This is a genomic window from Nocardioides sp. (assembly GCF_036274455.1).
Classification (GTDB): Bacteria; Actinomycetota; Actinomycetes; order Propionibacteriales; family Nocardioidaceae; genus Nocardioides.
Genome location: NZ_DASUFR010000162.1, coordinates 1 through 26322 on the forward strand (window position 1 = coordinate 1; position 26322 = coordinate 26322).

The following is a 26322-nucleotide window of genomic DNA, read 5'->3' on the forward strand; positions in this document are numbered from 1 at the left end:
GATGAACGCCGCCGAGGTCGTCCGGGTCCCCGGTCCCCTCGACCTCCGCGGGCTGCACGACATCGCCGACCTGGACCGGGCGGAGCTGAAGTACCCCGCGTTCCTGCCGTCCACGCACGCCCACCTGGCCGAGGTCGAGTCGGCCTCGCCGGTCGACATCTTCGCGGCGGTGCGGCAGCGCGACGTGCTGCTGCACCACCCCTACGACTCGTTCAGCACCTCGGTGCAGCGGTTCATCGAGCAGGCCGCGGCCGACCCCCACGTGCTCGCGATCAAGCAGACGCTCTACCGCACCTCGGGCGACAGCCCGATCATCGACGCCCTCATCGACGCCGCGGAGCTCGGCAAGCAGGTGCTGGTGATCGTGGAGATCAAGGCCCGCTTCGACGAGGAGGCGAACATCCGCTGGGCGCGCAAGCTGGAGCAGGCCGGCTGCCACGTCGTCTACGGCCTGGTCGGGCTCAAGACCCACTGCAAGCTCGCGATGGTGGTGCGCGACGAGCCCGACGGGATCCGCCGCTACACCCACATCGGGACCGGCAACTACAACGGCAAGACCGCGCGGATGTATGAGGACCTCGGCCTGCTCACCACCAACGAGCTGATCGGCGAGGACGTCGCACACCTGTTCAACAATCTGTCCGGCTACGCCCGCAACCCGTCCTACGAGCAGCTGCTGGTGGCCCCCGACTCGGTGCGCACCGGGCTCGTGGAGCGGATCCACCGCGAGATCGAGCACCACCGCGCCGGCCGGCCGGCCCGGATCCGGATGAAGATGAACTCCCTGGTCGACGAGGCCGTGATCGACGCGCTCTACCTCGCCGCGCAGGAGGGGATCCAGGTGCAGCTCCTGACGCGCGCTATCTGCGCGCTGCGACCCGGGGTTCCGGGGCTCTCGGAGACGATCGAGGTGCGGTCGATCCTCGGCCGCTTCCTCGAGCACAGCCGGGTCTACTGGTTCGACAACGGCGGGGAGCCGGAGGCCTGGATCGGGTCGGCAGACATGATGCACCGCAACCTCGACCGGCGCGTGGAGGTGCTCGTGCGGCTCCCGGACCCGAGGCTGGTCGACGAGGTGAGCGAGATGCTCGACCTCGCCTTCGACCGGGACACGTTCGCCTGGGAGCTGCGCAGGGACGGCGACTGGGTGCAGAACGGCGGCCGGACGGCCTATCAGGAAGCGCTGATCGAGCGCCACCGCAGGCGGCGTACGGGCGGGTGAGCGGCCCCTGACTTGTGCCCGTCGCCCGGGCACCCCCTAGGCTGTCGGGCGGCCACAGAACCCGGCCCCCGACCTGACCGCCGTCACGCCAGGAGTAGTCAGTGGCACTGCGATTCCGCCCGGTCGACACGGGGTTCTACGACCTCTTCACCGAGTCCGCGCAGCACCTGGTCACCGGGGCCGCGCTGCTGTCGGAGATGCTCAGCGAGACGGCCGACCACGAGGACGTCGCGGCCCGGATGCGGCAGGCCGAGCACGAGGCCGACGAGACCACGCACGCACTGTTCAAGCGGGTGAACACGACGTTCGTGACGCCGTTCGACCGCGAGGACATCTACCGGCTGGGCTCCGGGCTCGACGACGTCATGGACATGATGGACGAGGTCGTCGACCTCATCCTGCTCTACGAGGTGCGGGTGCTGCCGACCGAGCTCTCGCAGCAGGTCGAGGTGCTCCAGCGGTGCGCCGAGCTGACCGCGGCCGCGATGCCGGGGCTGCAGACGCCGCAGAAGCTCGAGGAGTACTGGATCGAGGTCAACCGGCTCGAGAACACCGGTGACAAGAACCACCGCCGGATGCTCGCCAAGCTCTTCTCGGGTGAGTTCAAGACGATCGAGGTGCTCAAGCTCAAGGACATCGTCGAGGCGCTCGAGCGGGCGATCGACAAGTTCGAGAACGTCGCCAACATCGTCGAGCAGATCGCCGTCAAGGAGAGCTGAGCCCTCGCCCATGGAGCTCGCGATCGTCGTCACGGTCGTGGTCGTTGCACTTGCCTTCGACTACACCAACGGCTTCCACGACGCGGCGAACGCGATCGCCACCTCGGTCTCGACCCGGGCGCTGACCCCGCGCATCGCGCTGATCCTGGCCGCGGTGATGAACTTCGTCGGAGCCCTGCTCGGCCAGGAGGTCGCCAAGACGGTCCAGTCGGTGCTCACCATCAACGGTGTCTCGGAGACCCACGGGCTGGTCATCGTGCTGGCCGGGCTGCTGGGGGCGATCACCTGGAACCTCATCACGTGGTACTTCGGCCTGCCGTCGTCGTCCTCCCACGCGCTGATCGGCGGCCTGGTAGGTGCGGGGCTGGCCGGCGGCGTCACGGTCGAGTGGCAGACGATCATCGACAAGGTCGTCATCCCGATGGTGGCCTCGCCCTTCGTCGGCTTCGTGCTGGCCTTCCTGATCATGCTGGCGATCATGTGGATCTTCCGGCGCCGCAACCCGCACAAGGTCTACCGCGGCTTCCGGATGCTCCAGACGCTCTCCGCGGCCGGGCTTGCCCTCGGCCACGGCCTCCAGGACGCCCAGAAGACCATGGGCGTGATCTTCCTGGCCGTGACCACGGCCGGCTACTACTCCACCACCCAGGAGGAGCTGCCGCTGTGGATCGTGATCTCGTCGGCGGCGGCGATCTCGTTCGGCACCTACTCCGGCGGCTGGCGGATCATGCGCACCCTGGGCCGCCGGATCATCCACCTCGACCCGGCCCGGGGCTTCTCCGCCGAGACCGCCGGCACGATCGTCCTCTACACCACGGCGTTCGTCTTCGAGGCCCCGATCTCGACCACCCACACCATCACCTCGGCGATCATGGGCGCCGGCGCCACCAAGCGCTTCTCCGCCGTCCGGTGGGGCGTGGCCCGCTCGATCGTCACCGCCTGGATCCTCACCTTCCCCGCGGCCGGCTCCGCCGCCGCCCTGCTCTACGTCGTCCTGCACCAGGTGTTCCGGCTTCCCTAGCCGGTCCCACTTGGCGGGAAAGTCCCAGACGTTTCCAACATCGTTCAGGCGGGCGGCGTGTTGGGAAGGTCGGGGACTATCCCTCCGTCGGAGTCGTCGGGGCCGCCAGAGTCGTCTGGAGGTCGGCGGTTCCTCAGCCAGGTCCGGCGCTGGCTCTCGGTGAGGGCGCGACGCTGCTCGACGGTGAAGGTGGAGACCCACCAGTCGGGCAGCTGCAAGGTCCAGCGCCGTTCGGAGACAGGCGTCTGCTCAGCTCGCTGGTACGCCGCCCGTAGCCGGAACTTGAACGGCCCCGGGTTGAAGGCGTCCTCGGACAGCATCGTCACAGGCTCGAGCCCATGGACGCGGAAGTCGTGTTCGCGCCTGATGTCCCTCGCGCGGCGGGCCCCTTGGAGGTGGAGGCCGCCGTCGTACTCGCCCAACACTCCGGTCCGGGGGTCGATCACATCAGGGGTCCCGATGTGCCGGCCACGAAGGTCGAACACCGGGTGGTTGCAGAGCAGGATCCGGACGTCGGGCAGCCAGCACCGACGCAGGTGATGCTCCATGGGCGACCATGCGTTCTCATCGGCGAGGTCCCGCGCCTGACGAGCCTGCTCGATCCCGGTGTAGCTCGGATGCATGTCGATCCACGAGCTGGCCTCGTCGATGGACACCAGGTCGTGGAAGCAAGCCATCTCGAGTGCGGCCAGAGCGTGTTCCAAGCACGACGCATAGCGCATCTCGAAGCAGACCGACCTGACGGCCGAGGCGACCTGGAGCCCGTCGACCACCTCGAGCTCGCGGTGGTCCCACCGCTCGGTGCAGACGGTGAAGGCCGGTTGCACCTTCAGAAGGCTCCGCGGCATCGCCAGCTGGATCGGTCGTTCCGCGCCAGAAGACGTCTTCCCGCTGAACCACCAGCCGTCTCGCCAGCTCAACGACCCCCATCCGGTGACACAGGCCCTGGGTGGCAGCAGCACGCCCACTTCCGCGATCCGCTGGGCAGCGGTGAGCGGCACCGACGACTCGACGTACCGTCCGCGAACCGGACGCCTCCACTCCGGTCCGGCCACGTCACGCCACGTCGGCCCGGCCCGCCCGGTCGGGTCAACGCGCACCGGCAGTACGACGCCGTGCTGACGGCCGAGCTCCGAGATCATGCACGGGGTCATTCCCAGGACAGGTCGCCGTCAGCAGCTCTGTCCACAGGGGGCCCCGCCGGGATAGTCCCAGCCGTTTCCAACCTCTCGTGAGTGGGCGGCCGGTTGGGAAGGTCTGGGACTATCCGACCGTGGGACTCAGCCGAAGCGGCCCGAGATGTAGGCCTCGGTGGCGTCGTTGTCGGGGTTGCTGAACATCTTCTTCGTCGGGTTGAACTCGACGAGGTGACCGGGCCGGCCGGCCGCCTTGAGGTTGAAGAAGCCGGTGTCGTCGGAGACCCGGGCGGCCTGCTGCATGTTGTGGGTGACGATCACGATGGTGTACTCGGCCTTGAGCTCGTGGATCAGGTCCTCGATGGCCGAGGTGGAGATCGGGTCGAGGGCCGAGCACGGCTCGTCCATCAGCAGCACCTGCGGCTCGACGGCGATCGCCCGGGCGATGCAGAGCCGCTGCTGCTGCCCACCCGAGAGACCCATGCCGGGCTTGCCGAGCCGGTCCTTGACCTCGGTCCAGAGGTTCGCTCGGCGCAGCGACCTCTCGACGATCGTGTCGGCCTGCTCCTTCTTGATGCGCTTGGAGTTGAGCCGGTTCCCCGCCAGCACGTTGTCGTAGACCGACATCGTGGGGAACGGGTTGGGTCGCTGGAAGACCATCCCGATCTGGCGGCGTACGGCGACCGGGTCGACGGCCGGCTCGTAGAGGTCCTGTCCGTCGACGACGATCTTGCCGTCCACCCGGGCGCCCGGGATCACCTCGTGCATCCGGTTCAGCGAGCGCAGGAAGGTCGACTTGCCGCAGCCGGACGGGCCGATGAACGCCGTCACCGCCCTGGCCCGGATGGTCATGTTGACGCCCTGCACGGCGAGGAAGTCGCCGTAGTAGATGTCGAGGTCGGAGACGTCGATGCTCTTGGCCATGGCCGGTCAGCCTTTCTTGCCCACGAGGTGCTGCATCAGGAGTGGCACGACTACTTGGTCGGAACGGCGAAGACCCTGCCGATGACGCGCGCCACGAGGTTCAGCAGCAGGACCAGCACGATCAGGACGAGGGAGGCGGCCCAGGCGCGGGCGATCCCGGGCGGGTCGGTGCCGGGCGGGGCGCTGCGCGGCACCACGCCGGGCTGGGTGAAGGAGTAGAAGATGTAGACCGGCAGGGTCATCATCCGGCCGCTGAACGGGTTCAGGTTCATCGTGTTGGTCGCGCCGCAGACCACGAGCAGCGGCGCGGTCTCGCCGATCACCCGCGCCGTCGCGAGCGTGACGCCGGTGATGATGCCGCCGAGCGCGGTCGGCAGGACCACCTTCACGATCGTGCGCCACTTGGGGACGCCCAGCGCGTACGACGCCTCGCGGAGGTCGTCGGGGACCAGCCGCAGCATCTCCTCGGTCGACCGGACCACGATCGGGATCATCAGCAGCGAGAGCGCGACCGAGCCGCCGAAGCCGAACCTGATCGCCGGACCGAGGATCAGCACGAACAGCGACAGCGCGAACAGGCCGGCCACGATCGACGGGATGCCGGTCATCACGTCCACGAGGAAGGTGATGGCCCGGGCGAGCCGGCTCTTCTTGCCGTACTCGACGAGGAAGATCGCGGACATGATGCCGATGGGCACCGAGATGACGGCCGCGATCAGGGTCACCAGCAAGGTCCCGACGAGCGCGTGGGCGATGCCCACATCGGGTGCGAGCGGGTTGTGCGAGTCGTTGGTCAGGAAGTCGAGGGTGATTCCATCAAGGCCCTCGTCGACGACGATGTAGAGCAGCCAGACCAGCGGCACCATCGCGGCGGCGAAGCAGCCCCAGACCAGCGCGGTCATCAGCCGGTCGGTGGCGGCGCGGCGGTTCTCGACGACGAGCGACCAGCCCGGCAGCGCGACGACGTGGACCAGTCCGGCGAGCACGACGGCGGCCACGATGCCCCAGCCGAGGAGGACGGCGAGGAGGGCGCCGGCGGCGAGCGCGAGGACGCCGACGAGAGCCGGTGCCCACCGGGGCAGCTTCGCCTGCGTCAGGGAGAGCGACTGCCAGGTCTCCGGTGCCGGGGGGCGCTCGATCGTCGTGGTCATGCCGAGAACCTCCGCTCCGCGCGCCCGACGATCGCCCGGGCGGTGAAGTTGACGACGAAGGTCAGCGCGAACAGCGCGAGACCCGTCGCGATCAGGACATGGAGCTTCTCCGGCGTCGCCTCGGCGAAGCTCGTGGCGATGTTGGAGGCGATGGTGGCCGGGTTGTCGGTGCTGATCAGGTTCAGCGTCACCAGCGGGCTGGCCGACAGGACGATGGCGACGGCCATCGTCTCGCCCAGTGCGCGGCCCAGCCCGAGCATGACCGCGGAGACGATCCCCGAGCGCGCGTAGGGGAAGACCGTGAGCCGCACCATCTCCCACCTCGTCGCCCCGAGCGCCATCGCGGCCTCGCGGTGCAGGCGCGGGGTCTGGGCGAAGATCTCGCGGCTGATCGCGGTGATGATCGGCAGGATCATGATGGCCAGCACGATGCCGGCGGTCAGCATCGTCCGGCCGGTGGCGGACGGGGGCCCCGCGAAGAACGGGATCCAGCTCGCGTGCTCGTAGAGCCACTGGTAGATCGGCGTGAGGTGCCTGGCGAGGGTGAACGCGCCCCAGAGACCGAAGATCACCGACGGGACCGCGGCGAGGAGGTCGATCACGTAGGCGACCGGTGCGGCGATCCGTCGCGGCGCGTAGAACGCGATGAACAGCGCCACCCCGATCGAGAACGGTACGGCGATGACGAGCGCGATGACCGCCGCCAGCACCGTGCCGAACAGCAAGGAACCGACGTAGGGCCAGAAGCCGTCCTTCGGGGCGTAGTTGTGGGCCGGCTGCGAGATGCCCGGGATCCCCTCGACGGCGAGGAACACGAACACGCCGGCCAGGGCCAGCATGATGGTGAGGCCGGCGGCGCGGGACAGGCCGGCGAAGATCCTGTCGCCCCGCCGGCGCGAGTCCATCGACCCGCCGTCCTCGTCCGGCGGGATCGGCAGCCCCGGCCCTGGTGTCGTCAGTGTTGTCGGACCCCTGGTGGTCACAGCGCCGTCCGGAGGTCAGCTTCCGGAGATCTTGGAGACGATGTCCTGCGCCCGGGCGGCCAGCTCGGAGTCGAGCGGAGCCGAGCCTGCCTGGGCGGCGGCCGCCTGCTGGCCCTCGTCGCTGACCATGTAGGACAGGTAGCCCTTCACCAGCGCCGCGGTGTTGGCGTCGTCGTAGTGCTGGCAGGCGATCTCGTACGACGCCAGCAAGAGCGGGTAGGCGTTCGCGTCGTCGATGGTGCGGTCGACCGAGATGGCCATGTCGACCGGGTCGCGCCCCTCCGGCGGCGGGGAGCCGGCGAGCACGTCGGCAGCGCCCTCGGCGCTCGGCTGGTTGAAGCTGTCGCCGACCTTGATCGCCACGGTGCTCATGCCCGCGGTCTGGCTGAAGTCGGCGTACCCGATCGTGCCATCGCCGCCCTTCACCGCGGACACGACGCCGGAGGTGCCCTGGGCCTTCTCACCGGTGCTGGTCGGCCAGGTGTCGTCCGGGGCAGCGGTCCACGCACCGTCGGAGGTCTTGGACAGGTAGTCGGTGAAGTTCGCCGTCGTGCCGGAGTCGTCGGAGCGGTGGACCGGCGTGATCGCGGTGTCGGGCAGGTCCACCCCGTCGTTCAGGCTTGCGATCGCCGGGTCGTTCCACGTGGTGATGTCGCCCTGGAAGATGTGGGCCAACGTCGCCGGGTCGAGGTCCAGGCTGTCGACACCCGAGACGTTGAAGACGACCGCGATCGGGCTGACATAGACGGGCACCTCGATGGCGGCCTCGCCTCCGCAGCGCTCCTTGGCCTGGTCGACCTCGGAGGGGCCGGCGGAGTCGTCGTCGCTCAGCGCCGAGTCGGAGCCGGCGAAGTGGTAGGCCTTCGAGAGGAAGTTCGTCCGCCCGGTCCCGGAGCCGACCGGATCGTAGTTGACCGTCACCCCGCTCGCCTGGCCCTGGAAGCCGGCGGTCCACGCAGCCTGGGCCGACTGCTGGGCCGACGACCCGCCGCCGTTCAGCGTGCCGCTCAGGCCCGAGACGTCGCCACCGGAGCCACCCCCACCACTGGCACTGGTGTTGGCGCTGTCGCTGTCGTCACCGCACGCGGTGAGCGCCAGGGCGAGCGCAGCGACCACGGGCACGACCCCACGGCGGAGGTTGCGTCCACTTACGAGCGTGCTCTTCACACCTATCTCCTGACTCTTCTCGGGACTTACGGCGTGAACGTAGGCACGCGAGGTGTCCGGGCCTGTCGGCGCGAGTGAACGGCGCATGAACGGAGTCGGTCCGTCTCATGGCAGCCGTACGGGGCCGGGACGACGCGTCAGCGGACCCGGTGTCGCTCCGTCGCCACGATCCGGTGCTTGCGCAGGTGCAGCACGACCAGCTCGCCCGGCGCGAGACCCGGGTCCTCGATCGCGGCCGCGTCGAAGACCCAGGGCAGCACCGGACGGTGCGTGCAGACCACCAGCGCGCCGGCCGAGGCCGGCCGCTCGTGCAGGTCGTCGACCATCCCGGTCACCAGGGCACGGACCACCTTCTTGCTCGCGTCCTCCTCGCTGAGCAGGTGGTCGGTGCGCAGCTTGCGGCCGGTGGTCGCGGCGTACGGCTCGAGCGTCTGGACGCAGCGGGTGCTGCTCGAGCTGAGCAGGCGGCGGACGTCGTAGGCCGCCAGGATCGGCACCAGCCGCTCCGCCTGGTGCTTGCCGGTCGCCAGCAGCGGCCGCTCGCGGTCGTCGGACCGCCAGGCCTTGCGGGATCGGGCCTGGGTGTGCCGGAGGATCAGCAGGGTCCGGGTCTTGCGCGCCTGCCGCAGCGCCTCGTCCAGGGTCTCCCTGTCGAACTCGTAGGTGAGGCGCCGGCGTGCCTTGTCGATCGGGAACCAGGCAACCTCGTCGATCTCGGAGTTCGGCTGGTAGCCGCTCACGTCCCCGTCGCCCACCGCGCGGCCGATCCAGTAGTGCACGAGCTTGGTCCCGGCGCGGACCGGGTAGTGCTGGCTGTGCAGTGGCACGCCCAGCCGGATGTGAACGCCGGTCTCCTCCTCGACCTCGCGCACGGCCGCGCTGGTCGGGTGCTCTCCGCGGTCGAGCTTCCCCTTGGGGAATGACCAGTCGTCGTACTTGGGCCGGTGCACGAGCAGCACGTCGTTGCCGGGTCCGAGGACCACCGCCCCTGCCGAGACGACCTCGCGCGCGCGTCCGGAGCGCGACGCCATTACCCCACCGATCTCGTCGAGTCAGTGCGCGGCGCGCACGGACGACTCGTCGGGGATCCCCGGAAACACATGTTGGCTAGTGTCACATCAACAGGTGACGAGGAGGAGACCCGGTTGGCGCAGCCGTGGAGCCGCCGACTGGCCGTGGTCGCCGGGGCCGCCCTGGCACTGGTGCTCGTGACCACCGGCGTCGTGGCCGGGGTCCGGTGGTGGCAGCAGAGCCACCGCACCGACCTCGAGCGCGCGCTGGCCTACGCACCGCCCGGGACGGCACGGTTCTCGTGGACCGACTGGGCCGGCGTACGCCGTGAGCTCGGCGCCCACCTCGACGACCACTCCTCCGTCGAGGACGTGGAGCAGCTCCTCTCCGACGGCTACGACGCGGACCTCACGCCGGGCTCGGCCATGGTCGAGTCGGCGGGGGTGCTGCAGCAGGCGTTCGGCTTCTCGCCGGCCGACGTGGACTGGGAGCTGCTCGCGCAGAGCAGCACCGGCTCGGTGCTGATCGCGGGGCTGCCGGACAGCCTCGACGTGGGCCGGCTCGCCGACGGGTTCGAGGGGCTCGGCTACCAGCGGCCGGACTCCGACGACGGCGTCTGGGACGGCGGCGAGGAGCTGGTCTCGAGCATCTCCGCCGGCAACGGCGGAAGCCTGTCACCCCAGTTCCAGTACCTCGCCCTGGACGGCGACCGCCACCTCCTCCTGGCCAGCGACAGCGGCCCCTACCTGCGCGACGCCGTGGCCCAGCTGGACGACGACCTGGACGATGACGGCGTACGCGCGGTGGCGGGTGCGGTGGACGAGCCACTGTCGGCGGAGATCTACACCGGCGACTTCGCCTGCAAGTCGCTCGCGATGGCGCAGGCCGACCCGGACGACCAGAGCACCGCCGACCAGCTGGTCGCGGCCGCCGGACCCGTCGACCCGATCACCGCCTTCGCGATGGCGGTCCAACCGGACCGCCGGGTGCTGGTTGCCATGGCTTTCGAGTCCGGCGACCAGGCGCGACGCAACGCCGACAGCCGCGCCCGGCTGGCGGCCGGGCCGGCTCCCGGTCAGGGCGGCGACTTCAGTGACCGGTTCGAGCTGGGCAAGGTCGAGGCCGACGGCGACGTGCTGACGATGCAGCTGACCCCCGTCGACCACAGCCCGGTGCTCTCCGACCTGTCGACCGGCCCGGTGCTGTTCGCCACTTGCTAGTGCCGCGGGGGCTCGGCCTCAGACGACGCTGACCAGGTGGGCGACGAGGAGACGGAGCCGTTGCCACCAGCGCGGAGTCAGCATGTCCGGAGGTAACCGCGCGCCGACTGGCACGGCACCACCCGAAGGGGTCGATCTGGCGCGGGGTCCTCGGGATCAGGACCGGCTCGGGCGGACGCCGAGGATCCGGTCGATCTCCTCGGTGCTGAGGTGCTCGTCGGCCTCGCTGGCCGCGATGATCAGGTTGGTGGTGAGCTCCACCTCGCCGAGCAGGTCGGCGTCCTCGAGCGTCACGTCGAACTGGTCGTGCACGCCGGACTCCTTCCTTGCTCGTCGCCTCGCCCAGGAGTCGCCCGGGGGCGCGCGGCGCCCCGGACGCGCCTGTCTGCTCTAGCGTAGTGGCCACCGTCACGCCGGACAGTGATCCGAACGGGTGGTGGGCGTACCACCCGGACACGCAGAAGACCCCACCCGTGCGGGTGGGGCCTTCCGACTGTGGTCCTCAGAGAGGGCGGACGTTCTCCGCCTGCGGGCCCTTCGGGCCCTGGGTGACGTCGAACTCGACCTTCTGGTTCTCGTCCAGGGACTTGTATCCCTGCGACTGGATTGCCGAGTAGTGCACGAAGACGTCGTCGCCGCCGTCCTCCTGTGCGATGAAGCCGAAGCCCTTCTCGGCGTTGAACCACTTCACGGTGCCCTGAGCCATTGCTCGATTACTCCTTAGTCGGGGCGTGAGGCCGCCCACTCGACGGCCCCGCAATAGATGCGGTGACTCGCCGCTCCCGACCTGCAGGAAGCCCTACAAGCAGAAACGCCGTTGGTCCCAAAACCCCACCGGCGTCAGACCAGCTGGATGTTGCACCTGTTGCTGGCGGAGACATTACCAAGACATCGCCCCGACGAAACCCATCGGCGACGACTTCTCGGACACCGCGGGCGGCACGTGGACGACGCCGACGTGTCCGCCGGGTGACGACGGGACGGGCCGCCGCGGGTGCGCAGACGGGCGCTGTCACCGTTCTGTGGATCTTCGCCGGCTGCCGCGGTCCCATGGTCTGTACCGGGCCTCGCCACATCAGTCACAACCGCCTCAGAGCAGCACTTCTGTCACAAACGCGTAGTCCGAACGGACTAGTCCGAAATGACCAGGCCCCCATCGATCGGATGAAGAGCCGAGGAACGCCGGTGGCGTGGTTACCGGCGAGCGAGCCTTCAGGACGTGACCTACCCCCGAGGTCACGGACCCCCCACCAGGCCCGCCGGACGTGACCCCCGGCCGTTCCCCCGACGGCACACGGACGACGGACCGCGACCCCTGGATGGCCCCCGTGTCCAAGAAGCACAGCATCACCACCCGGCTGGCGGTGCTCGCCGTGGTGGCTGGCGGCGCCTCGCTGGCACTCCCCTCGCCGGCCGCTGAGGCCGCCGGAGCCACGACGTACTACGTCTCCCCCACCGGTTCCGACGCCAACAACGGCACCTCACCCAGCACGCCGATCCAGACCCTGGGCCGCGCGTCGAACCTCCCGCTCAACCCGGGTGACCAGGTGCTGCTCCAGCGAGGCGCGTCGTTCTCGGGCAAGCTCGCGGTCTGGAGGTCCGGCACGGCAGGCAGCCCGATCACCATCGGCGCCTACGGCTCGGGCAGCAAGCCGGTCGTGACCGGGGACTGCCTCGAGGTGGGCGGGTCCTACGTCACGATGACCGACCTCACCGTGCAGTACTGCACCGTCAACGGCATCTGGACCGACGGCGTCGGCAACGTGATCTCCAACGTCGAGGCCACCCACAACGTCCAGGGCATCGACGTCGGCGAGCACGCGCGGAACACCAAGGTCGTCCGCAACTACCTGCACCACAACGACCGGATGGCACCCAACACCCCCGGCGCGTTCGACGACTGGGGTGCGGTGGGCATGGTCGTGCAGGGCGACGACACCGAGGTCGCCTACAACACGATCACCGACAACTGGGCGCCGTCCCCGGACTTCGGGACCGACGGTTCGGCGGTCGAGATCTACGGCGGCGTCGGCACCCTGGTGCACCACAACACCGCCAGCAACAACCGGACCTTCACCGAGCTCGGCAACAGCCGCTCGGCCAACAACACCTTCGCCTACAACCTGGTGACCTCGAACCTGCGCGACACCGAGTTCCTCATCACCCGCGGTTCGTCGGACTACTTCGGCCCGGTCACCGGCACGGTCGCGGTGAACAACTCGGTGAAGCTGACGGGCGCGAACTCGCTCGGCTTCTCCTGCTACGCCGGCTGCACCGACAACCTGTTGATGCTCTACAACAACGTGCTCGACGTGGCCGGCCGGATCGGCTACCTCGACGGCTCGATGAGCGGCGGCAACAACGTCTACTGGCGCGGCTCGATGGGCGGGCTGCACCTCCTGCCGGGCGACCGGTACGCCGACCCGCGCTTCCGCGGTCGTCAGCTCGTCCCGACCTCGCGCAGCCCGCTGGTCGACACCGGCCGCCGCAGCGTGATGAAGAAGGACCTCGACGGCCGCCGGGTCGGCGTCGACGGCAACGGCGACGGCAAGCGAGGCACCGACATCGGCGCCTACGAGGTCCGCCCGAAGCGCAAGCGGCACCACGGCGCGCACCACCACCCGCTCGCGCACCACAGCGACCAGACCAACCCGCACCCGGCGACATGGCACGGCCAGGTGCGCGGACACGGACACGGGGTCAGGCACCGGGAGGTGGCTCGCCTCGACTGAGACCAGCCCGGGGGACCCCAAGGGGTCGGGGTTCCCCGGGCTCGGTTGGGAGCCTCGGCTCCCGCCTGCTGCGGGACACACCACGTCTCGCAGCCGGACCTCGACTCCTGCTGCCGGCCCGGGGGCGGCAGGAGCCGAGGCCCATCGAACGGCCCGGTCCAGGGGGACCGGGCCGTTCTCGTCTCCCCGCGGGAGCTGTCGCCGTCAACGGACGGCCAGCACACCAGGCCGGGGCTCCGCGGGGCCGGCGACGAGGCGCTCGAGGGCTCCGCGCCGGTGGACGATCACGACGGAGAGCGCCGCGTTGACCCCCACGAAGTACACGGGGTACATCAGCAGCTGCACGGACAGCGTCCCCACCGCACCCACCGCCAGGGCGCCCGAGGCGGCGGCGAGCGCGTAGGTGGACAGGGTCTCCGAGCGCGGGTCACACCAGGTCTTCGGCAGCATCATCAGGGCAGCGGCGAGGTCGGCGGTGATGACGCAGGTGGTGGCGACGACCGGCCTGTCGACGGCCTGCCAGCCGGCGACACCGAGACCGGCGAGCGAGAGCAGCGCGAGGTCGCCGCGGCTCAGCCCGCCGCTCCCCAGCCGGACCGACAGCCCGAACACCAGACAGGTGCCGACGCACTGGGCGACCAGCGGAACCAGGCTCCACCGGGCGCCGTCGGCCCGTTGGGCCTCGACCGCCACCACCTCGAGCACACCCCAGATGAGCCAGGAGCCGCGGTGCGGGACCGTCGTACGCCGCAGCGTGTCGCGCACGTACGGCACCGTGCACGCCACGGCGGCCAGCCCGGCCAGCAGGCCGAACACCGGCGCGGCGCCGCTCACGGGTTCAGACCCGCCGGGCAGGGTGGGCGACGCACGACGGCACCCGCCACCACGCTGGCGCCGCAGCGTGGGCAGGACCGCGCCGGGCACGTGTCCAGCGCCTGACCGCACTCGCAGGTCAGCGGCCGCTCCGCCCTGACGCAGAGACACGGACGGGGAGCGCGGTGGTCCGGTCCCCGTTGACGGCGGTGGCTCGCGGTGGTGGCCATGGTGCTGCTCCTTCGGCGTACTGCCGCCGGTCGGCGACGTGCACGTCACCCTCGGGCGAGCACCCCGTCCGCCACATCGGTCGGACACCTCAGCCGCCGCGTGATGCCTCCTCAGATCCGACCGGACCCGACTTAGCCGGCCAGACCCAGCCGGCCGGACCCGCGCGTGGAACCGCCCCTGACCTGCTCAGGACTGGTCAGGGGCGGTCGTGTCGACGCGGAGGGGTCAGGAGGCCTCGGCCTCCAGCTCCTCGGCCGGGCAGTGCGGCAGGTGGCGGTCCAGGGCCTCGTGGAGCACCCGGGCGACAGCCTCGTCGGACACCTGGAGGGGCGTGCCGGGGAGCCCGGCCGCGACCATGGTGAGCGGCTGGCCGCACCGGCAGTAGAACGTTCTCATCTGGCTTCTCCGATCGGGACGTTGGCGCCGGGAGGCGCCGGACGGTGCGGCGCGGCAATGCCGCGGTGTGTGCGGGCGGTGGGTCGCAGGGCATCGCGGGCGAGGACGGTCGCCACGCGCAGGGCCCGGCGGGGGGCGAGCAGCTCGCGGGGGCTGCCGTGGAGATGGCTGACCCGGAGGAACGCCGCCGCGAGGTCCGGCGCGGACGAGGCTGCCTGCAGGTATCGGTCGAGGTAGCCCTTGATCACGCGCTCCGGGAACGGCACGCCACCGTGCTCGTCAGGGGTGCCACCGACGGCGATCGTCCACGGGTTGTCGACGACGTCGGCCGCGGCACCGTGGAACCGTTCGGCCAGCCGGTCACCGCCCTCGGCCAGGCAGCGGCCGAGCGCCGCCGCCTCGATCGCGGCCACCGTCATCCCCTGCCCGAAGACGGGGTCGAAGACGCAGAACGCGTCGCCGGTGACCACGAGTCCCTCGGGGAGCCGCGCAGCGCGCTCCCAGCGCCGGCGCCGGTTGGCGGGGAAGCGGTACGTCGCACCCGCGTCCAGGGGCCGCATCCCGGCCAGGGCGTCGGCGAGCGCAGGAGCGGCCAGCGTGCGGGCGAAGGAGACGAACTCCGGCCAGGCGAGCGGGGGCTGGACCCCGCCCCGGCCCACGAGCGAGACGACGTACTCACCCTTCTCCTGCGCGAGCATGATCCCGCTCCGTGGGACGCCGGGTCGGGCCGCGACGGCGACGGCCAGTGGCGCGGCCCCGTCGCCGACGGGTCGGACGCGATGGGTCGCGTACCTCTTGTCTATCCGTCGCACCTCCTCGGGTGGCGCGAAGTACCCGCGCCGCTCGAGCCACTCGGTCGTGCGCGAGTTGCGACCGGACGCGTCCACGACGAGCTGCGCCGGTACGAGCGCCGGGGTGCCGCCGTCGCGGTCGGCCACGACGACGCCGACGATCCGGGTCTCGTCCTGCGAGAAGGCCACGTCGAGCACCGAGCTGTCCTCGCGGATCTCGACCCGCCCGTCCTGGAGCAGCCGGAGCCGGACGTACCACTCGAGCAGGGGACGGCTGACCAGGAGCGCCTGCATCCCGGTCGAGGAAGGGGCGAGCGGTTCGGGGCGGAAGCACCACACCCCGGTCTCCCCCGGGTCGCCGAGCCGCGCCCCCTGTGCGACCAGGTCGTCGGTCAGACCGGGGAACCAGCCCTCGAGCAGCTCGCGCCCGCGGTCGAGCAGGCCGTGCACGTGCCGGCCCTGCGGGACGCCGCCACGGGTGACCGGCGCGCGGGGCAGGTCGTCACGGTCCAGGACGGTCACCCGCTCCACGTGGTCGACCAAGGCCCGCGCAGCCAGCAGGCCGGCGATGCTGCCGCCGACGACGACCCCATGGCGCGGCGCGCCGGCGCGCCTGACGGAGGCAGTCACCGCTCTCACCTGGGCGCGAGGATGTCGCCGACGGTCCCGCGGATGTGGTGCAGGCGGACGGTGTGGAACGTCTCCGGGTGGTTGCCGTCGAGCCGGGCCAGCAGGGCGGTGCCGGGGGTCGGGCTGGGGCAGTAGACCTTCTCCACGTCCTTCTGGCGGACCGACGCGACCGGCACGTTGTCGACGTTGAACCTGACCAGGAACTGGAACCCGAGGTTCGCCGAGTCCGGGACCGGCACGACCGTGCAGGTGCCGGGCTGGCGGTCGATGTCGACGTGCGGGATCTTGCGGCCGTGCGCGCGGGTGAGCAGCAGCGAGCCGCTGGCGTCGGTCACGAGCGGCGCGAAGATCATCGCGTCCTTGTCCTCGTTGCCGGCGAACGCGTCGTTGCCGTCGCCGGGCGCCCAGACGGCGATGTCGTCGCCGTCGTCACCCACGAGCACGTCGCTGCTGGGCTGGGTGCCGTGGTCGGGCCCGCCGACCAGGATGTCGTCGTCGTTCCCGCCGAGCAGGGTGTCGCTGCCGAGGTTGCCGATGAGCAGGTCGTCGTTGTCGCGGCCGAAGAGCACGTCGGTGTTGTCCATGTGCAGCTTGGCAGCCACGCCGGGCGGCTGGATCAACGGGTTGGCCGCGTTGTCATTGTCGAAGCCGACCGTGACGTCCTTGGCCGGCGTGCCCGGTTCGACGACGGCACCGGCACTGGTCGTAAGGCCGGCCACCAGCAGGCCGGTGGTGACGAGTGAGGTGCCGAGGCGTTGGCGGCGTACGGCGGTGGCGGGCGTGGTGCTCCGGGTCATGGTGCTGCCTTCCGGGAGTGGGTCCTGCAGATTGGCGGTGACGCTAGGCAACGGGTGACCCGCTGCGCATGGGGAAGGCACCTCAGATCCGCAGCGCCCCCTCCTCAGACCGGCGCTACTACGCGAAATGGGTGAGGCCCTCGGGGCGGTCGGGAGAGCATGATGACCAGATGTCCGACGCCTCGGGCGCTCGGATGGTGGGTCGCGGGGACCACCTCCGCACGCTGCACGCCGCGCTGGCGCGGGCCACGGAGGGCGAGCCCACCGCGGTCCTCGTGGCCGGAGAGCTCGGCGTGGGCAAGACCCGGCTGGTCAAGGAGTTCCTCGCGACCGTGGACGCGGAGGTCTTCGCCGGCGCCTGCGTGCCGGTCGTCGGCGAGCCGCTGCCGTACGCCGCGCTGACGCAGGCCCTGCGCGGCGGCTCGGCCCTGGTCCGCCAGGAGGTCCAGCGCTCCCCGGTCCTGGCCCGGCTGCTGCCCGGTGGCAGTGCCGACATCGACGAGACCGGGACGGGCGAGGCAGCCGGATCGGGAGCGGCGTCCCGGCTGCGCCTCTTCCAGGCCGTGCTGGCGCTGCTCGGCCGGCTCAGTGCGGTCCGTCCCGTCGTGCACGTTGTCGAGGACGTGCAGTGGGCGGACCGCTCCACCCTGGACCTCCTGGCCTTCCTCGCCACCAACTTCACCGACGAGCGGGTGCTGGTCGTCCTCACCCTGCGCACCGACACCGCCGACGACGCCCGGGTCTCACGCTGGCTGGCCGAGCTCGGCCGCCACTGGCCGGTGACCCGGCTGCCGGTCGGCCGGCTCGACCACGCCGAGGTGGCCGAGCTCGTCGCACAGCTGCGCGGCGGCCGGCCGGCCGAGCGGCTGGACGCACTCGTGGCCCGCTCGGCCGGCAACCCGCTCTTCGTCGAGCAGCTCGCGCTCGTCGACGACGACGCGCCGCTCCCCGACACCCTGCAGGAGCTGCTCCACACGCGCGTCGCCGAGTTGCCGGAGGAGACCAGGCGGGCCCTGGGTGGGGCAGCGGTGCTCGGCAGGCCCACCACGCTTCCGGTCCTCGCGCGGACGCTGGGGGTCTCGGAGGAGGGGCTCGACGAGGCGCTCCGGCCGGCGCTGGCCGCCCACGTCGCCGAGCTGCGGCCCGACCTCCGCGTGGACTTCCACCATCCGGCGTTCCGCGAGGTCGTCGACGGCGAGCTGATGCCCCGCGAGCGGATCCGCCTGCACCTCGGCGCTGCCGAGGCGCTGGCCGAGATCGAGGACCGCGCGCCCGCCGTGGTCGGCGAGATGGCCCGGCACTGGCACCGGGCGGGCGACCTGCCCCGCGCCCTGACCGCATCGGTGCGGGCGGGAGGGATCTACGTCCGGCTGCAGGCCTTCGCCGACGCGCACGCGGCGTACGAGCGGGTGCTCGAGCTGGTCGAGGAGGTCCCCAACGACCTCGACCTGGTGCAGGTCCGTCTCAAGGCCGCGGACGCGGCCAACCTCGCCGGGGAGAGCGAGCGGGCGCTCGCCCTGCTGGACCGGGTGCGGGCGGAGGCCACCGATCCCACCACCCGGGCCGAGGCGGCGGCCCGGATCGGCGCCATCCACTTCCGAGGCGGCGACGGAGCGGCGGCCGAGGCGGCCTTCCGCGATGCGCTCGCGCTGCTGCCGGCGGGTGAGCGCAGCGTGCGTGCCGCGCGGGTGCGCGGGGAGATGGCACTCCAGGCGGTCGGCTGGTCACGCTTCGACGAGGCCGAGCTGCTCGCGGCCGAGGCGCTGCGGATCGCCACCGACGTGGGCGCCCGCCGGGAGGAGGGCGTGGCACGCAATGCCCAGGGCACCACGGCCGGGTTCCGCGGCGACCTCGACCGGGCCGTCGAGCTGCTGAGGACGGCGCTCGAGATCGCCCGCGAGGTGCAGGACCCGCAGGACCTCGGTTCGGCGTATGTGAACCTGAGCCACGTCCTCGGCATGGCCGGACGGCTCGAGGAGAACGTCGAGCTCGGCCGGATCGGCATCGTGGAGCTCACGCGGGTCGGGCAGGAGCGTCAGCAGGGCAGCCTGCTGCTGAACAACGTGAGCGAGCAGCTCGCGGAGGCTGGGCGGCTCGAGGAGGCCGGCGAGCTGGTCGCCGACGCCCTGTCCCGTCACCCGCGAGGCATCCAGGCCGCACCGCTGCTCCGGCTGGGGGCAGAGCTCGCCCTCATCAACGGCGACCTGACCACGGCGTGGGAGCGGTGCGAGCAGGCGCGGCTGATCGTCGAGTCGGAGAGCGCGCCCGTGGGGTGGGTCCGGGAGGTCATCGAGACCGCCGCCGAGATCGAGCTGTGGGCGCAACGCCCGGAGGCCGCCCACGACCTCGTCCTGGAAGGACTGGAGCTGGTGGCCGGCACCGACGACGAGGCGTTCGCGGGCACCCTGGTGGCGTTGGGGCTCCGCGCCCTCGCCGACCAGGCGGCGGTGCACCGCGACCACCGCTCACGTGTCCGGCGGGCCGACCAGCGCGAGCGGCTGCTCGACGCGCGCACCGCGGTCTCCCGGCACCGGTCGACAGGTGCCATGCCCCAGGGCCACGCCCAGCAGCTGTGGCTCAGCGCGGAGCTGGCCCGGCTGGACGAGCAGCCCGCGGCGGAGCTGTGGGCGGGCTCGGCAGACGCCTGGACCGAGGTGCGCCGGCGGTTCCTCTCGGCGTACGCACGATGGCGTGAGGCAGAGGCGAGGCTGGGCGCCGGCGTCGACGCGGAGGCGGTCGCCGCGCTGCGGGCCGCCCACGACGCTGCACGATCACTGGGCGCCGTCCGGCTGGTCGACGAGGTGGAGACGCTCGCGCGCTGGTACCGGATCGACCTCCTGCCGCCGGCCTCCCAGATGCCCGCCGGCGACGCGGCCGGTGACCCGCTCGCGGCGTACGGCCTCACCGAGCGGGAGCGGCAGGTCCTCGTCGCGCTGGCCGCGGGCCGGTCGAACCGCGAGATCGCCGAGGAGCTGGTGATCAGCTCGAAGACGGCATCGGTACACGTCTCGAACATCCTGCGCAAGCTGGACGTCTCCGGGCGCCAGGAGGCGGCGCGGATCGCGCACCGGCTGGGCGTGACCGCCTGAGACGTGGAGCTGCTGCCTCGACCCTGCCTGAGGAGCTCACCGGAAGATCTAAGGCGCCGCGGCGTGGATCTGAGGTGCGCGTCCGATGCCGTGGTCCCCGACGGACCAGCAGCCTCCTGGCGTCAGATCACTCATCAGGAGGAAGCATGAAGAACACCACCACCCTCGCCGCCGGTCTCGTCTCGGCGGGTGCCCTCGCGCTGGGCGCCCTCGGCGCCGTCGGCTTCGCCGACACCGGCCACTCGACTGCGGCCCGTCACCACAGCCACCCGGACGCGAGGTTCGCCATGGTGCGCTCGACCGCCGCGGCCACGACGGGCTGCCTGCCGCACGCCAGGGCCAAGGTCAAGATCACCAAGCTCGAGGGCGCCGAACAGATGGACATCGAGGCCAAGGGGCTGCTGCCGAAGACGGAGTACGACCTGTTCGTCATCCAGGTGCCCGACGCGCCCTTCGGGATGGCGTGGTACCAGGGCGACCTCGAGACCGACAAGTACGGCAAGGCCGAGGGCACGTTCATCGGCCGGTTCAACGAGGAGACCTTCTCGGTCGCTCCCGGGGTCGCCCCGGCACCGGTCCGGCACACCTCGCCGATCGCCGACGCCAGCGCCAACCCCGCGACCGCGCCGGTGCACCAGTTCCACCTGGGCCTGTGGTTCAACTCCCCGGCGGACGCCACGGCCGCCGGCTGCGGGACCGCCGTGACGCCGTTCAACGGCGAGCACAACGCCGGTGTGCAGGTGCTCAGCACCCGAGAGTTCGCTCCGGGCGACGGTCCGCTCGGCCAGATCGGCAGCTGAGCCGACCGGACGCGGCGTCGAGTCGCACACCGCAGGGGGGGCAGGCGGCGGGACGGGTCGTTGGACCCGTCCCGCCGTCGGCGGATCGAGCGGAGCCCACGCGTGGTTGTCCCGCGGATTCTCCGGACCAATACCCTGACCCCCCGGGCCTTGGCGAGAACCTCAACGCCCCCGAACCCACCCAGCCCGTGACCAGTGGCAGGGGCGCGTTGCGGTCGATGGTCCCGGCGGGCAGACCACCCTTAAGGATGAAGTCGAGTGGCCTGGAACGGGTAGCCTGGAAAGTCGAGCCGAGAGTTTCTCGCGACAAGCCACCCAAGGCGACTCCGTTCCCGGTTGCTCAACAAGTGCACGACCGGGAGCGACGATGTATCAGCGATTCGGCAACGCGTCGATCAGAACCGATCCTCCTGTCGCGCTCGTAGACGTCAGCGGTGAGTGCGACATCGCCACGACCTCGACATTGACCGGGCTGTTCAACACAGCAGTAGCCGAGGGATGCCGGGACTTCCGAGTGGACATGAATCGCGTCACCTTCTGCGACGCCTCCATGATCGGGTTGCTGGTCAGCCTGGATCGACGCCTGCGAGCCGACGACGGCTCGCTCACCATCCTGGGCACCTCGGAGTGTGTGCAGCGTCTGCTTCACATCGTGGGCCTCGACAGTCTGCTCCGGGAGCGTGCTGACCTGGGTTACACCACGGCCAGCAACGGCTGACCGTCCTGGGACACGACAGGCGACTCACGGTCGCGACTCCCGCTCGGCATACACTGGCGCGCGGCTTGAGGGGTGAACCCCACCAGGGTCCTTCGTTGGGATCTCCCAGTTGAAGCCCCCATGGCCCGGGCCCTTAGCTCAGTTGGTAGAGCATCGGACTTTTAATCCGCTGGTCGTCGGTTCGAGCCCGACAGGGCCTACCCAATGTTTCCGCAGGTCAGAGCCCTGTTCACGGAGCGACAGCGTGGTGCGGCGGCCCCTTGGTGGCGCGAAATGGCACAGAAATGGCACACGGAATTCAGCAGGGTCGAGCACCTACGGCAGCCATCGACATCGAAGCGTGCATCAGTGAGCCGACCTTGGTGGCGGGATGGACGGGGTGTGCACGAGCTCTCCGAGCGCTGCACCGACCGCGTCGAGATCGTCGGGGAACAGACCGGCGTAGACGTCGAGGGTCATGGCTGCCGAGGCGTGGCCGAGCATCTGCTGGACCGCCTTGACGTTGGCTCCCGACTTGATGGCCAGGCTCGCCGCGGTGTGTCGCAGGTCGTGAGGCGTGATGTCGGTGCGGCCGATCGCTCGGGCCGCCGGGTCGAAGACACGGGTACGCCAGTTACGGAGGCGTAAGACGGAGCCTTCTGGGGAGGTGATCAGCAGGTCGTCTGGCAAGCGACCCCGGGTCCGGTCCTCGACAAACGGCGTCAGGGAGGCCGAGAAGGGCACCGAACGCACCCGGTGCGACTTGGGGTCCGACCAAACGGTGCGACCGCCGACCTCGGTCACCGACCCTGCGATGGTGAGTCGGCGACGCGGGAGGTCGACGTCGCGCACGCGCAGGGCGGCCAGCTCACCGAACCTGAGGCCGCAAAGGGCCAGCACTGCGACCGAGAGACCGTGCTCGCCTGCGGCCGCGATCAAGGCAGTGACCTCACTGGGGCTCAGGAAGCGTGGCTCACCACGACGCAAGCGCGGCAGCTTGACGCCGTGGGCCGGGTTGGCCGCCAGACGGCCGTCGGCAACGGCTGAGTCGATCAGCAATGACAGGACGCGGTGGCACTGCCGCACGGTTCCTGGTGCGAGTCCGGCGCTCACCAGATCGCTCACCCAGGCCTGGATGTCCGAGCGCCGGAGTACGTTCAGCTGCCAGCTGCCGAACCTGGGGAGCACGTGCAGCCGCAGGACACCGCGGTAGCGAAAGGCAGTGGACTCCTTGAGGTGGATCAGCCCGGTCTCCCACGTGCCGGCGATGTCCTCAATGCGGACCGTGGCCGCGCGCGGGTCGATGTACTGGCCGCGGTGCCGCGCCGCCTGCATCTGGTCCACCCAGCGTTGAGCATCGGTCTTCCGCGCGAACGACTTCTTCCGCTGCCGGCCGCTCGGATCGCGCCAACGCGCCAGCCAGCTCCCGCTGTTCCCATCCCGCACCACGCTGACCATCAGGCGCCCTCCCGGTGCTCACTCACCCAGGCGCGGACCACCCCCGGCTCGTAACGCAGGTGCTTGCCCAGCTTGGTGGCCGGCGGCCCCTCACCGCGAACTCGCCACTGGTAGATCGTCGCGACGGGGACACCCAGGAACTGACCCACGTCCTTGATGCTCCACAGGCGATCCTCATCCCCCAAGCGAGGTTGCCGCGCCCCGGCAGGTTGCTGGGGTCGCGGCTCGGGCCACAACGGCAGCTGGTCGGGACCCGGCTCGGCCTGGGCAGCGGATCGCTTCATCTCTTCTCCCTGGGTTCGACGGCAACTCGCATGAGTCAAGAGGCAACGCGAACGAGGGGAGAACGGACGGGGCCAGCCACAGTTGATGTCTCACGACCACGAGTCGGGGTGGTGGACCCGCTTGGCCTGGCTCGACTCGGCAGAACCGAGAGCCGATCTAGCGGTGCGCGCTGGCCATGAACGTCGACACGAGGGGCGCGAGCCAGACGCCGACGCTGAGTCGGCGCCAGGTATCCCTCTGCCACCTCCCCACCGCACAGGTCATCACGACTCTGCGCAACTGTGGATGCCGAGCCTGTGGAGACAGAGCCGTTCTCCACAACCAGGTTTGGTTGACGGTGGGCAGCGGTGGATCCTCGGCAACGAGAGCGGCCCCGGACCGGTGGTGCAACACCGACCCGAGGCCTCGGCACAACGTGCAACGGAGGCACGCACACCGTGACCAGAGCATCCCAGAAGCCGGACTCGACTGAGCACAGAGCAGCGAACCCACCACGGGCACCGACACGTACATCGTGAAGACCCGCGTCCCGCCCAACATCGTCTGCCCCTGTTGGTGCATCGCGACCCCGAAGCAGCACATCGAGGAGCTTTCCGCCCATGACGGCGGGGTTGTGCACCGAGGCGACCGGCACGCCCTTGGCCCATCGTCCTGCATGACGATCAGGCCTTTCGTCGCCTCACTCGTGGACGGAAGCCTGGATCCAGACGATCTCGGGGTGCACCTCGACCTCACACGCAACGGAGACGGGCCGAGATCACTCGGCGAGGCGATGCACGTCGCCAAAGAGCTCGCCGCCACCGTGCGCGAACTCACCAAGTCCTGCCCCGTCGGACTCATCCCACTACCCCGTTGAGGCGCCGGCCCCGCGCTTCTACGGGGCGCGTGAGTCGGCTCTTCAAGTTGCCCGAGGGCCGGAGCTACGCAGGCCATCCGTAGCGACAACGTCCCCAACGGGGGCAGGCGACCTGCTGCCTTTCGCCCACTAAGGGGCGCGCTTCAGTGGCCGCCGGGCTCAATCGCGGGCTCGGCGTGAGGCCTCGTGGGAGGCCTCGAAGCGCGGCTGGTTTCCGTTCCCTGCAGACCGTTACCAGTCGTGGAACTGGTCGCAGATGTACTCCCGGGGGACCTCATGTGGTGGCAGCAAGTGTCCGTCAGCGGTGAAGCATTGCCCTGCGTGCCGGACGCATCGAGCAGCCGGCAGGGCGACCGAAGTCGCCGTCACATTGGGTGCGAGTTTCCGCGTCGCTCCGCCCACGACGACGCCGGCTCCTCCACAGCTCCGGTCTCGCGGGGCATGAGTGCGCCAGGACATCTGATGATCAGCGATCAGGTGCATGAGGTCTCGCCTGGTGGCGGTGGATGGGTCAAGCGCCTGACGAGTGCCCAACCGAGATGGATCAGGCCGCCTCGCGTTCGAGGCCCAGGGCTGGAGCGTCATCGCGCCTTCTCGGCCGTTCGACGCTGATCACGATGGCGACTGAGACGACGATGATGAGTCCGCCGACGACCACAGCACTCGTGATCGGCTCGGACAGGATCAGCCAACCGAGGAACACCGCGACGACGGGATTGACGTAGGCGTACGTGGCGACCAGGCCGATCGGGGCGTTGGCGAGCAACCAGACGTAGGCGCTGAAGGCAACCACCGAGCCGACGACAACGAGGTACCCCCACGCAAGCCACGTCGACGAGTCGTAGTCCCCCGGGCTCAGCCGCTCGCCGTGCAGCAGACCAGCGGCGGCCATCATGGCGCCGCCGCTCCACATCTCGTAGACGGTGAGCACGAAGGCGCTGCGCGGCAGCCTCAGCCTTGGCTGCACCCACGAACCGAACGCCCAGAACGCGCTCGCCGCCACGACGAAACAAGCGCCGAGCAGAGGTACGTCACCCTGGTCACGCCCACCGAGCACGAGCCAAGCCAAACCACCGAAACCCAGCAGCACTCCGGTCACCGACCATGGCCGCGGCCGGTCGCCGGCGAGGAACCGGTAGAGCGTGACAAAGATCGGCACCGCGGCGATCAGCAGCGCGGCGACCCCGCTCGGCGCTCCGAGGCTCTCACCGACCGCGACGAAGCCGTTGCCGAGGAAGGGCAACATCAGACCGAGCAGAGCGGAACCCGCGAGCTCGGTGAGTGTGACCCGCAGGTCGACGCCGCGGAACCTGAGGACGGCAGCCAGCAGCGCACCAGCAACGAGGAACCGGCTGCCCATGCCGAGCAGTGGTGGCATCTCCTCGACCGCGACCCGAATGGCGAGATAGGTCGAACCCCAGACCACGTAGACGATCGCCAGTGCCACCACGATCAGTCCCAGCTTCGACCGCATGCCCACCATGGCGCTCCCTCGTGCAGGTTCTGCTGGACCGAACCGCCCGGGCGGGTCGAGTTATTGCCGCCCGAGACATGTTGGCCGATTGTCGATGGAATCTGGCAGATTCGTTGTCCCGTCGCACTGCGAAGACGTCGGCGTTCTCGAACGGGGAAGCCAAGCTCCCCCTCGCCACTCAGCTGGTGTCGATCGGGAACCGGTCGTCGCCTGCCGCCCGGAGCCGGGAGCGCGCTTCGGCATCATCGTCCTCCCCGCCAAACATGCTGCTAAGCAAGCAGCCAGACCTCGCGCTCCGAACGCCCGACCCTGCCGACGTGCGTGCCATCGGCTTAGACATGGTTCATGCTCACGTCCGTGGACGATGAGTAGGTCAAGGTCGCGTTGGACGAGGTGTTCGATGAGGCAGTCGTATTCCATGGTTCAACCTTTGAGCGCCACACAGCGGGATCGTCCTGATCGCGATGCTCGACAACCACGACACTGAACACCCCCTGTCCGTTTGCCCCGACGGCCTCCCGGACCCTCAAGGCTCGGACTAGTCCTCCGCCTTGCCGGACTCGAGCCCCTCGGAGATGAGGTCCATCACCGAGCTGTCGGCGAGCGTCGTGACGTCGCCGATCTCGCGGTGCTCCGCCACGTCGCGCAGCAGCCGCCGCATGATCTTGCCCGAGCGGGTCTTCGGCAGCTCCGCGACGATCATGATCTGTCGGGGCGTG

25 protein-coding genes and 1 tRNA gene are annotated in these 26322 nt (G+C 70.3%); 10 read left to right on the plus strand and 16 right to left on the minus strand.

Features of this window, described 5'->3' with window-relative positions:
• From ppk1 to VFV89_RS16170, 3 genes are all read left to right on the plus strand, one after another.
• A partial coding sequence (gene ppk1 / locus VFV89_RS16160) for a polyphosphate kinase 1 (protein WP_329706985.1) occupies positions 1-1222 on the plus strand: 1222 nt, incomplete at its 5' end.
• Between the two features lie 101 nt (positions 1223-1323).
• Positions 1324-1941, plus strand: coding sequence for a DUF47 domain-containing protein (locus tag VFV89_RS16165; protein ID WP_329706986.1), 618 nt, complete (start codon positions 1324-1326; stop codon positions 1939-1941).
• Between the two features lie 10 nt (positions 1942-1951).
• Positions 1952-2962, plus strand: a complete 1011-nt coding sequence (locus VFV89_RS16170) for an inorganic phosphate transporter (RefSeq protein ID WP_329706987.1) — start codon at positions 1952-1954, stop codon at positions 2960-2962.
• A 44-nt stretch (positions 2963-3006) separates the two neighbouring features.
• Here the strand turns inward: VFV89_RS16170 and VFV89_RS16175 are convergent, their stop codons facing one another.
• From VFV89_RS16175 to VFV89_RS16200, 6 genes are all read right to left on the minus strand, one after another.
• On the minus strand, positions 3007-4104 hold the full coding sequence (locus tag VFV89_RS16175; RefSeq protein ID WP_329706988.1) for a hypothetical protein: 1098 nt from the start codon (positions 4102-4104) through the stop codon (positions 3007-3009).
• A 138-nt stretch (positions 4105-4242) separates the two neighbouring features.
• Positions 4243-5022 (minus strand): phosphate ABC transporter ATP-binding protein PstB, encoded by a 780-nt coding sequence (pstB, locus tag VFV89_RS16180; protein WP_329706989.1) that lies wholly within the window; start codon positions 5020-5022, stop codon positions 4243-4245.
• 50 nt (positions 5023-5072) lie between these two features.
• Positions 5073-6173 (minus strand): phosphate ABC transporter permease PstA, encoded by a 1101-nt coding sequence (pstA, locus tag VFV89_RS16185; RefSeq protein ID WP_329706990.1) that lies wholly within the window; start codon positions 6171-6173, stop codon positions 5073-5075.
• Positions 6170-7078, minus strand: a complete 909-nt coding sequence (pstC, locus tag VFV89_RS16190; RefSeq protein ID WP_329706991.1) for a phosphate ABC transporter permease subunit PstC — start codon at positions 7076-7078, stop codon at positions 6170-6172. The genes pstA and pstC overlap by 4 nt, the downstream gene beginning before the upstream one ends.
• A gap of 93 nt (positions 7079-7171) precedes the next feature.
• Positions 7172-8323, minus strand: a complete 1152-nt coding sequence (gene pstS / locus VFV89_RS16195) for a phosphate ABC transporter substrate-binding protein PstS (RefSeq protein ID WP_329706992.1) — start codon at positions 8321-8323, stop codon at positions 7172-7174.
• A 137-nt stretch (positions 8324-8460) separates the two neighbouring features.
• On the minus strand, positions 8461-9354 hold the full coding sequence (locus VFV89_RS16200; protein WP_329706993.1) for an NUDIX hydrolase: 894 nt from the start codon (positions 9352-9354) through the stop codon (positions 8461-8463).
• Between the two features lie 114 nt (positions 9355-9468).
• Here VFV89_RS16200 and VFV89_RS16205 point away from each other — a divergent pair, with 114 nt between their 5' ends.
• On the plus strand, positions 9469-10554 hold the full coding sequence (locus VFV89_RS16205) for a hypothetical protein (RefSeq protein WP_329706994.1): 1086 nt from the start codon (positions 9469-9471) through the stop codon (positions 10552-10554).
• A gap of 156 nt (positions 10555-10710) precedes the next feature.
• On the opposite strand, the gene VFV89_RS16210 is transcribed toward VFV89_RS16205, so the two are convergent.
• Both VFV89_RS16210 and VFV89_RS16215 read right to left on the minus strand, forming a co-directional pair.
• Positions 10711-10866, minus strand: coding sequence for a hypothetical protein (locus VFV89_RS16210; RefSeq protein WP_329706995.1), 156 nt, complete (start codon positions 10864-10866; stop codon positions 10711-10713).
• 190 nt (positions 10867-11056) lie between these two features.
• Positions 11057-11260 (minus strand): cold-shock protein, encoded by a 204-nt coding sequence (locus VFV89_RS16215; RefSeq protein WP_028650227.1) that lies wholly within the window; start codon positions 11258-11260, stop codon positions 11057-11059.
• 622 nt (positions 11261-11882) lie between these two features.
• Between VFV89_RS16215 and VFV89_RS16220 the strand changes: the two genes are divergently transcribed.
• Positions 11883-13286 carry a right-handed parallel beta-helix repeat-containing protein gene (locus VFV89_RS16220; protein ID WP_329706996.1) on the plus strand — a complete coding sequence of 468 codons (1404 nt, stop codon included), beginning with the start codon at positions 11883-11885 and terminating at the stop codon, positions 13284-13286.
• A gap of 204 nt (positions 13287-13490) precedes the next feature.
• Here VFV89_RS16220 and VFV89_RS16225 read toward each other — a convergent pair whose 3' ends face one another.
• The 4 genes from VFV89_RS16225 to VFV89_RS16240 all read right to left on the minus strand — a co-directional run bounded on the left by VFV89_RS16225 (position 13491) and on the right by VFV89_RS16240 (position 16944).
• Positions 13491-14120, minus strand: coding sequence for a hypothetical protein (locus VFV89_RS16225; RefSeq protein WP_329706997.1), 630 nt, complete (start codon positions 14118-14120; stop codon positions 13491-13493).
• A gap of 435 nt (positions 14121-14555) precedes the next feature.
• Entirely contained in the window at positions 14556-14726 is a 171-nt protein-coding gene (locus VFV89_RS16230; protein WP_329706998.1) for a hypothetical protein, read from the minus strand.
• Entirely contained in the window at positions 14723-16147 is a 1425-nt protein-coding gene (locus VFV89_RS16235; RefSeq protein ID WP_329706999.1) for an NAD(P)/FAD-dependent oxidoreductase, read from the minus strand. Before VFV89_RS16235 ends, VFV89_RS16230 begins: the two co-directional genes overlap by 4 nt.
• Positions 16148-16152: 5 nt before the next feature.
• On the minus strand, positions 16153-16944 hold the full coding sequence (locus VFV89_RS16240) for a hypothetical protein (protein WP_329707000.1): 792 nt from the start codon (positions 16942-16944) through the stop codon (positions 16153-16155).
• 170 nt (positions 16945-17114) lie between these two features.
• Here VFV89_RS16240 and VFV89_RS16245 point away from each other — a divergent pair, with 170 nt between their 5' ends.
• From VFV89_RS16245 to VFV89_RS16260, 4 genes are all read left to right on the plus strand, one after another.
• The gene (locus VFV89_RS16245; RefSeq protein ID WP_329707001.1) at positions 17115-20033 is read left to right on the plus strand and encodes an ATP-binding protein; all 2919 of its coding nucleotides are present in this window, start codon (positions 17115-17117) and stop codon (positions 20031-20033) included.
• Positions 20034-20179: 146 nt separating this feature from the next.
• Positions 20180-20833 (plus strand): hypothetical protein, encoded by a 654-nt coding sequence (locus tag VFV89_RS16250; protein WP_329707002.1) that lies wholly within the window; start codon positions 20180-20182, stop codon positions 20831-20833.
• A gap of 367 nt (positions 20834-21200) precedes the next feature.
• Entirely contained in the window at positions 21201-21551 is a 351-nt protein-coding gene (locus VFV89_RS16255) for an STAS domain-containing protein (protein ID WP_329707003.1), read from the plus strand.
• A gap of 127 nt (positions 21552-21678) precedes the next feature.
• Positions 21679-21751: transfer RNA gene (locus tag VFV89_RS16260), tRNA-Lys, on the plus strand.
• A 145-nt stretch (positions 21752-21896) separates the two neighbouring features.
• Here VFV89_RS16260 and VFV89_RS16265 read toward each other — a convergent pair.
• Entirely contained in the window at positions 21897-22988 is a 1092-nt protein-coding gene (locus tag VFV89_RS16265; RefSeq protein WP_329707004.1) for a site-specific integrase, read from the minus strand.
• A complete protein-coding gene (locus tag VFV89_RS16270; protein ID WP_329707005.1) occupies positions 22988-23137 on the minus strand; it encodes a helix-turn-helix domain-containing protein in 150 nt (49 codons plus the stop codon). The genes VFV89_RS16265 and VFV89_RS16270 overlap by 1 nt, the downstream gene beginning before the upstream one ends.
• 650 nt (positions 23138-23787) lie before the next feature.
• On the opposite strand from VFV89_RS16270, the gene VFV89_RS16275 reads away from it, so the two are divergent.
• Positions 23788-24129, plus strand: coding sequence for a hypothetical protein (locus VFV89_RS16275; RefSeq protein ID WP_329707006.1), 342 nt, complete (start codon positions 23788-23790; stop codon positions 24127-24129).
• 544 nt (positions 24130-24673) lie between these two features.
• On the opposite strand, the gene VFV89_RS16280 is transcribed toward VFV89_RS16275, so the two are convergent.
• Positions 24674-25612 carry an EamA family transporter gene (locus VFV89_RS16280; RefSeq protein WP_329707007.1) on the minus strand — a complete coding sequence of 313 codons (939 nt, stop codon included), beginning with the start codon at positions 25610-25612 and terminating at the stop codon, positions 24674-24676.
• Positions 25613-26141: 529 nt separating this feature from the next.
• Positions 26142-26322, minus strand: a 181-nt coding sequence (locus VFV89_RS16285) for a hypothetical protein (protein WP_329707008.1), incomplete at its 5' end; no start/stop codon positions are given.

What these genes read in the sequence shown, in the direction of transcription:
- pstA (WP_329706990.1), bottom strand. Translation starts at nt 6,173, where the DNA reads ATGACCACGACGATCGAGCGCCCCCCGGCACCGGAGACCTGGCAGTCG.
- VFV89_RS16170 (WP_329706987.1), top strand. Translation starts at nt 1,952, where the DNA reads ATGGAGCTCGCGATCGTCGTCACGGTCGTGGTCGTTGCACTTGCCTTC.
- VFV89_RS16200 (WP_329706993.1), bottom strand. Translation starts at nt 9,354, where the DNA reads ATGGCGTCGCGCTCCGGACGCGCGCGCGAGGTCGTCTCGGCAGGGGCG.
- VFV89_RS16255 (WP_329707003.1), top strand. Translation starts at nt 21,201, where the DNA reads ATGTATCAGCGATTCGGCAACGCGTCGATCAGAACCGATCCTCCTGTC.
- pstB (WP_329706989.1), bottom strand. Translation starts at nt 5,022, where the DNA reads ATGGCCAAGAGCATCGACGTCTCCGACCTCGACATCTACTACGGCGAC.
- VFV89_RS16245 (WP_329707001.1), top strand. Translation starts at nt 17,115, where the DNA reads ATGTCCGACGCCTCGGGCGCTCGGATGGTGGGTCGCGGGGACCACCTC.
- VFV89_RS16230 (WP_329706998.1), bottom strand. Translation starts at nt 14,726, where the DNA reads ATGAGAACGTTCTACTGCCGGTGCGGCCAGCCGCTCACCATGGTCGCG.
- VFV89_RS16175 (WP_329706988.1), bottom strand. Translation starts at nt 4,104, where the DNA reads ATGATCTCGGAGCTCGGCCGTCAGCACGGCGTCGTACTGCCGGTGCGC.
- VFV89_RS16265 (WP_329707004.1), bottom strand. Translation starts at nt 22,988, where the DNA reads ATGGTCAGCGTGGTGCGGGATGGGAACAGCGGGAGCTGGCTGGCGCGT.
- VFV89_RS16280 (WP_329707007.1), bottom strand. Translation starts at nt 25,612, where the DNA reads ATGGTGGGCATGCGGTCGAAGCTGGGACTGATCGTGGTGGCACTGGCG.
- VFV89_RS16240 (WP_329707000.1), bottom strand. Translation starts at nt 16,944, where the DNA reads ATGACCCGGAGCACCACGCCCGCCACCGCCGTACGCCGCCAACGCCTC.
- VFV89_RS16250 (WP_329707002.1), top strand. Translation starts at nt 20,180, where the DNA reads ATGAAGAACACCACCACCCTCGCCGCCGGTCTCGTCTCGGCGGGTGCC.
- VFV89_RS16215 (WP_028650227.1), bottom strand. Translation starts at nt 11,260, where the DNA reads ATGGCTCAGGGCACCGTGAAGTGGTTCAACGCCGAGAAGGGCTTCGGC.
- pstC (WP_329706991.1), bottom strand. Translation starts at nt 7,078, where the DNA reads ATGGACTCGCGCCGGCGGGGCGACAGGATCTTCGCCGGCCTGTCCCGC.